Genomic DNA, 7,968 nt, shown 5'->3' with positions numbered 1-7,968 from the left:
CAGCGATCCCTTGGCCAGCATCACCTTCGATGCCAGCCAGCCCGGGCTGCAGGGGTTGACCTCCGGCCAGCAGAGCGTCGCCATAACGGTGGCCGATCACCTGATTGAAGGACGCACGCCGGATGGCCAGCTGGTGTTCACGCTCACCCTCGGCAACGACGGCAAATATGGCTTCACCCTCTATCAGCCGCTCGATCAGGGCAGTGCCGACAGCCTGCTTAGCGCCGCGTTTACCCTGACCGATAGCGACGGAGATCGCGTCTCTTCCAGCTTGAGCGTCGCCATCGGCGACGGGGCCAACCCGGTGATCAGCGCCGTGGCCGGCACCGGGATGACCGAGGCCAATCAGGGGGCGGGGGCTGTGGTGAGCACCATGAGCTTTACCGTAAGCCACGGTGCAGATGCCTTGGCGCGCGATAGTCTCAAGTTCGACATCTCGGCCATCCAGCAGAGTCTGGATGGCAAATACAGCAGCCATGGCAGCCCGGTCACCTTTACCCTGGATGGCAACGGCGATCTGGTGGGCACCAGTGCGGACGGTCGCGAGGTATTGCGGGCCGAGCTCGATCTGGTGGAGAGCAATGGCAACTGGAGCGTCACCAGCAAAGTCACCTTGAGCGGCGAGCTGGATCATCAGGGGAGCGAGTCCCTCGACTTGCCGCTGGTGGTGACGCTCACGGATAAAGATGGGGACAGGGCCTCCACCCGGTTGCCCTTGGTCATCAAGGATGGCAGCGCCCCCACCTTTGTCGCGGGTAGCGGTGTCAGCCTGGATGAGGGCAACCTCGATGGTCACAATCCTCTCACCGGCACGGGCCAGTTCCAGATCAGCGCCGGTTCAGATCGGGTGAGCGAGGTGTCGTTTGCCGATCCGGCCGAGCAGCCGGCGTTGACCGCCCTGGGTCAACCGGTGAGATACGAACTGGTGGAGGGCGACCCAGCCATCCCCGGCAGCCAGATCCTCAAGGGTTATGTGGAGGTGGCGGGTCAGCGAATCGAGGTGCTGCAGGTGGAGCTGGTTGGCAAGCTCGACAACGCCGCCAACAACGGTTTCGACTACAAGGTGACCCTGTTCGAAGGCGTTCATCAAAGCGGTGGCAACGCCACCGAGCTGCCATTCAAGGTCAACGTTGTCGACAGCGACAAGGGCACCGGCAACAACGACAGCACCACGGGCACCCTCAACGTCACCATTGCGGAAGGGGGCAAGCCGACCTTGACGCTCACCGGCGTGACTCTGGAAGAAGGACGCTTTGATGGCGTCAACTCGAGCGCGGATGATCAGCAGGATACTGGCAAGATCACCATCAAGGCAGATTCCGATCCCGTGACGGATGTGCGCCTGACCCTCTCCGGCCAGGTGCTGGATGCAAGCGGTAACCCCATCACCCACAACGGCCAGACGCTCACCTGGCAAGAGGTACCGGGCAGCCATGGGCACACCTTCCAGGCGGTCACGGCGAGCGGCACCCTGGTGCTGAGCGTGACCCTGCCGAGTGTGCCGGGGCGCATTGAGGCCCATAGTGAGGCGACCCTGGATTATCGGGTGACGGTACACACCAATCTGGATCACAAGGCGAGCGACACGCTCAATCTGACCTTGCCGGTCCAGGTCACCGACAGCGACGGCAGCCAGCGCCAGGGGACGGCCACCATTATGGTGACCGATGGTGAGAATCCGCTTGTCAGCGCCATCGAGCCGGTGCGGGTTGAGGAGTCGGATCTCGATGCCAGCAGTACCCAGCATCCGGGCACCACCCCGACCGAGGGCGGTGAGACTGCGGGCGGCAGGGTGACTATCAGCGCCGGGTCGGACAGGGTGGCGTCGCTGCAGCTGGATGTGGCCGCCTTCAATCAGGCCAATCACCTCACCTCGGGTGGCAAGGCGGTGACCCTGGTCGCCCATAGCAATCCAGGCTGGTATCTGGCCATGGCCGAGGGTGGCAAGCCGGTGTTCTGGATCCATCTCGATGCCAGCGGCAGTTATGGCGTCTATCTGGTGGGTCAGCTCGATCACGGGGCCCAGGGCAAGGATGAGCTGGCCATCGAGGTGCCACTCTTTGTCACCGATCACGACGGAGATCGCAGCCCCAATGTCAGCGTGCGAGTCACGGTGCAGGATGACATGCCCGTCGGCACCCATCTGACCCACAGCCTGAGCGAGACCGGCAGCGCCGTGAGCGGCGATCTGCTGCCGCCGGCCAACGAGGGGGCCGATGGCGCCAGGGTGGCATCGGTCACCGTCAACGGGCAGATGCATGCCATCAACGGCAGCCTGACTCTGGAGGTGATGAGCCCGGATGGCAAACAGGTGATGGGCTCCCTCACCATAGGGGCGGATGGCAACTACAGCTTCACCCCAAGGGCGGGTGTTGATCACGATGCCAGTACCCTCAGTCAGGTCATCACAGCCCAGCTCGTCGACGGCGACGGTGATACCGCACAGAGCACCCTGACCCTCAATCTGCAGGATGAGGCGGTGCGCTTCACCGTAAATCCCGTGACCGGGCAGGAGGATCAGGGCGCCCAGGATCCGAGCCAGGGCATCCCCATCCAGATGGCGCTCGATATTGGCGATTTTGATCGGGGCGAGCATGTGGATGAGCTTCTTATTCAGGCGCCTGCCAATGCCCACGGCACCTTCTACTACAACGGGGTGGCGCTGACCACCACGGCCGATGGCCAGTGGTTTATCGTACCACCCGAGGCCATGGTCACCGGTGACAAGGTCCATTACACCACCACCGGCCTCACCTTTGTGCCGGATGCCAACTGGTCAAGCTGGAGCAACAGTGGTCAGCCGTTGCATTTCCAGGTGGCGCTACAAGTTGGCGTGACCCAGGGCACGGCGCCGGATCCTGTCACCGGCGATCTGGCCATCACGGTGCGCGGCATTGCCGACAAGCCGGTGTGGGTCACCGGTAGCACCAGCCTGCACGACAGCACCGATGAGGACAGCAGTGGCATCAGGCTCAATGTGAAGGCGAGCCTGACCGATACGGACCGCTCGGAGAGCCTGAGCTACCAGATCAAATGGGAGGCGGGCAAGGGCACCCTCATGCTCAACGGCGCCGAGCTCAAGCCAAATGCCAGCGGCATCTACAGCGTCTCGGCCAGCAACATCAACAAGGTCACCGTGGTGCCCGGCAAGGACTACAGCGGCGACATCAAGCTCTCGGTCACCCCGGTCAGCACCGAGAAGGCGCCGGTGGTCAGCGGTCAGAACAAGGCCTTTGGGGATGCCATCGAAGTGGTGATCAACGTCAAGCCCCTGGCCGATGACGCCAAGCTGACCGTGCGCGAGATCCAGGGTAAGGAAGACACCCTGCTCAACCTTGGCAACAAGATAGTGCTCGGCCATCTGGGGGACACGAGTGATGGCTCCGAGCAGCTGTTTGTGCGCATCAGCGGCCTGCCCACCGGCGCCACTCTGCTACTCGGCGGGGTGGCGGTCACCCTGGATGCCAACGGCTACTACGAGGTGCCCTACGATCGCATCAATGACCTCAAGCTGCAGCCGCCGAAAAACAGCAACGTCGATTTTGATCTGACCATCAAGGGGGTGGTGAAGGACAGCGCCACCCTGACCGATGCCAACGGCCAGATTCATACCCTGGTCAATGAGAAGGAGACCGGCAGCCAGACCCTGCACGTGGATCTGGTCGGGGTGGTGGATAAACCGCATGTTGACCTTCACTCCACGGGGTGGGCCCAGGAGGGCGACGGTTACACCATCACCATCAAGGAAGATGGCCGGGCGCCGCTCGATTTCCGGCTGGAGTCGGGGGAGAAGGTCGACACGCCGCAAGACACCTCCGAGAGCCTCAATCTGGTGCTGGAAGGCTTGCCGGCCGGGGCCAGGGTATTTGACGGCAGCGGCAAGGAGCTGACCCTGACCTTTGCCGGGCTCGATGGCCAGGGCAATCCCCTCTATCAGGTGAATGTGTCATCCCTTGGCAATCTGCAGATCCAGCCGCCTCCCAACAGTACTGCCGATATTCACCTCGTCGGCCACCTAGTGGTGACCGAGAATGACGGGGATCACCAGCGCTTCGATGTGCCACTCACCATCAAGGTGGAGCCCGAGATCGACGCTGGCGACTATGCCAAGACCAGCCATGGTCTGGAAGATCAGTTGACTCTGCTCGAGTGGCGCCCGGATCTGGGTGACAGCGCCGAACGGGTGACGCACCTCAGCCTCTCCGGCATCGAACCCGGTTATGAAATCTGGATCCGGGCCGGGGGAGTGGATACCCAGTTGACCGTGAATGGGGGCGCCGTGGACTTGAGCGACGCCGACCTGCAGAACCTGCTCAATGGCGGCCAGCTGCTGGTCAAAGCCCCCGAAGACAGCGACAGGGACACCCGTATCCAGAGCCATGTCACCATCACCCAGCAGGATGTGGACTCCAGTGCCACGGCTCAGAAGGTGATCGAGGGCTCCTTGCTCGTGGATATTCGGGCTGTGGTGGAGCCCGATGGCCAGCTGGTACAAACCGGCCAGCTGGATAGCCAGGACGGGCATGATATCCCGCTCAAGGGCATGTTCACCTTCGAGGATCTCGATCCCGGCAGCAGTGAGGTCATCGACTATCTGGTCATCAGCGACCTGCCGCCGGGCTTTGTGGTGGTGGGGGGCATCAGCGATGGCAAGGGCAACTGGACTGTGCCGAACAGCGCTCTTGGCAGCTATGCGCTGCACGCGCCGGATGGCTTTACCGGTACCGTCGCCTTCAAGGTCAACGCCAGGGTGATCGATCTTGGGGACAACGGTGAGGGGGATATCAGTGCACCAGTGTACCGGGAGCTCAATACCAGCGCCGAGTTCCATGCGGCAAACAACGGGAGCCAGGTTGCCGCGACGGTCGATCTTGACAACAGCCAGCCCATCACGGGAGTGGAAGATCACAGCGTCGATGTTGGCGCCCAGCTGAGGCAGATGGTGACCCTGGGCAGCAGCGACAACGGTGACGACGAGCTCAGCATCGTCATTACCGGTTTGCCAGCCGGCGTCAGTGTGCAGGGGCTCACCTTTGATTTCGTCAACGGCGAGTATCTGATCAAGTTACCCAATGGCCTGAGCGATCTCGACAGCCTGACCCTGACCCTGCCAGAGGACTACGCCGGTGATGGCCTGCATTTCACTGTGCGGCTGGTTAACACCGATACGGTGAGCGGTGACACCAAGATGGTGGAGAAAGAGATCACCCTCTCCATCACCCCCGAGGTCGATATCAATGGCGGCCACGATGGGGCGCCGAGCCTGCAACTGGCGGTGAAGGATGTCAACGGCGACGGCCAGCCGGATAACCTGGAAGACACCGAGATCCACCTCGATCTCTCGGTGAAACTCGCCGATATCAGCCCTTCGGTGACCAATGGCGGTCTCGAGACGGTGGAGCGGGTGACCGTGATCGTCGATGCCAGGTACGGCCACTTCCTCGATGGCAACGGTCATCCCGTCCAGTCGCTGGTGGTGGATGCCAATGGCCTCAAGGATGTGGTGTTTGTACCCAAAGAGCACTTCAGCGGTCAGGTGCCGCTTGCGGTGACGGTGGATATTCTCGATACCGCCACCACGGGTACCGATCGCGGCAGCTGGAGCGGCCAGGTGAATTTCGAGGTCATACCGGTCAACGATCCGGCGACGCTCACCGTGCACGACGTGACGGGTAATGAAGATGGCAGCGTCAGCCTTGCAGGCTTCGATGCCGCCCTGGTGGACAACGACGGCTCCGAGCAGATAGTGGCGCTCCAGATAAAAGGGGTACCCGATGGCTTTACCCTCTCGGCCCCCGCGGTCAACAATGGCGGCGGCGTCTGGCAGGTGCCGGTGGGCACGGACTTCGCCAAACTGACCCTGATCCCGCCGGCAGATTTCAGCGGCACCGTGGATCTCACCCTGAGTGCCTTCACCCTGGACAAGGGGCTCACGCTACCTCTTGAAACCAGTGACAGCTTCACCGTCACCGTCAACCCGGTGGGGGATCCCATCGTCGCCGATATTCAGGACAGGGCGAGCGGTACGGAAGGGGAGGTGATCACCCTGAACCTGGGGCTGGAGACCCGGGATACCCAGGCCACCGGTGGCAGTGCCGGCAATGTGCACGAAAATGGACCCGAGCAGGTTCGCGTCACCCTCGAAGGGGTGCCGGACGGTGCAGAGGTGCGGCTGCCAAACGGGGTCGCCGGCACTGTGGTGGATCTCGGGGGCGGCGTCTGGCAGATCACCACGGATGGCGGCAGGCTCGATGCGGTGGAGCTGGTGACCAACGACGCCAACGGCGCTGTGGATCTCAAGGTGATGGCCCAGAGTCTGGACAACGGCGCCCTCGGCCCCGAGGTGGGCGGCAACATCCATCTGGATATCAGTCCGGTCAACGATGCGCCGGTCAATGTGCTGCCGACGGATCCCCAGGTAGCGCAGGAGGATACCCCCTTTGTCATCCGGGGACTGCAGGTGAAGGATGTGGATGCGGGCAACAGCCCCATCGAGGTGCGCCTCTCGGTCGAACACGGCACCCTTAACCTGCCGGCAGGCAGCGGCGTGACCGTGGTCGGCAATGGCACCGGCTCCCTGGTACTGACCGGCACCCTGACCGATCTTAACGCCCTGCTGAGTGGCGGCGTCACCTATAAGGGGGCGCAGGACTTCAATGGCCAGGACGCTCTGACCATGGTCACCGATGATCTTGGCAACACCGGCAGTGGCGGGCCCCTGAGCGATAGCGACGTCTTGCCCATCGAGGTGCAGGCGGTCAACGATGCCCCGGTCAACCAGGTGCCGGCCAGCCTGACGGTGCAAGAGGATGGCGCTCTCTCCCTCTCTGGCATCAGCGTGAAGGATGTGGATGCGGGGCAACACCCCGTCTCCATGACCCTGAGTGTCTCTCACGGCACTTTGGCCCTGAGCGGCAGTGCGGGCTCGGTGAGTGCGAGTGGGTCGGGATCTCCTCAACTGGTGCTGACCGGGACGCTTGGCGAGATTAATTTGCTGCTTGCCAGTGCCGTGCACTATCAGCCTGACGCCCATTTCTGGGGCAGTGATACCCTGCATGTCACCACCTCTGATCTGGGTAACAGCGGGGCCGGCGGTGTGATGACTGACAGCGACACCCTGCCTGTCCATGTGTTGGCTCAGCCGGATATGCCGACCCTGCTGGTGGAGAGCGGCGATATCGTTACCCTGGTGGGAACGGCGGTACCGCTCGGTATCTCGGCAGATGTGGTCAATCCGGCGCCGGGTGAGCTCTCCTTGCGACTGAGCGGCCTGGACGGTGCCCACATCGTGGATGAGCACGGTAATGTGATCGGCTCGGATCTGGGGCTGGGTAATTGGCTGCTGCCGGTCGATCATCATCAGCCACTCTTTGTGAGCGGTCTGGCAGAGGGGGTTCACCATCTGACCGTGAGCGCCGAGTCGAGCGTCGGGGGCACTCTGCTGGCTTCACTGCCGGAGAGCATCGATATCCATGCTCACGCCAGTGGACCCTTGCTCGGGAGTGGGGCTGCGGAGTCCCTGACAGGCTCCGACGGGCACGATGTGCTGCGTGGCGGGGCCGGCAATGACATTTTGACCGGGGGCAAGGGGAGCGATCTCTTCTTGTGGGGGGCAGGGGACGAAGGGGGTAATGCACCGGCTCACGATATCATCACCGACTTCAACCCCGGCGAGGGGGATGCTATCGATCTCTCCGAGCTGCTCAAGGGGGCCAGTGACCACAGTGTCGATGGTCTGCTCAATCATCTGCAACTGGCGGTGAGCGATGGCAGCAATGGACTCAAGACGCTGGATCTCGCTGTCTCCCCGGCCGGGGATGGGAAGGTGAGCCAGCAGATCACCCTGGAGAACGTCGATGTGAGCCAATGGAGCCTCAGTGGGCACAGCAACCACGACATACTTCAGTCTCTCATCGAGCAGCACAACCTGATCGTGAAGTGATTCCTGTTGCGTGACGCAAAGAGCCG

At 62.6% G+C, this 7,968-nt stretch carries 1 protein-coding gene; it reads left to right on the top strand.

Annotated features, from left to right (window positions below):
• Positions 1–7,942, top strand: a 7,942-nt coding sequence (locus tag AB5Y48_RS08090; RefSeq protein ID WP_368164147.1) for a type I secretion C-terminal target domain-containing protein, incomplete at its 5' end; no start/stop codon positions are given.
• Positions 7,943–7,968: the final 26 nt, after the last annotated feature.

The sequence above is a fragment of the Aeromonas sp. R6-2 genome (assembly GCF_040908155.1).
GTDB classification, from domain to species: domain Bacteria; phylum Pseudomonadota; class Gammaproteobacteria; order Enterobacterales; family Aeromonadaceae; genus Aeromonas; species Aeromonas schubertii.
The sequence above is the reverse complement of the archived record's forward strand: the minus strand, read 5'-3'. Positions and strand labels throughout refer to the sequence as shown.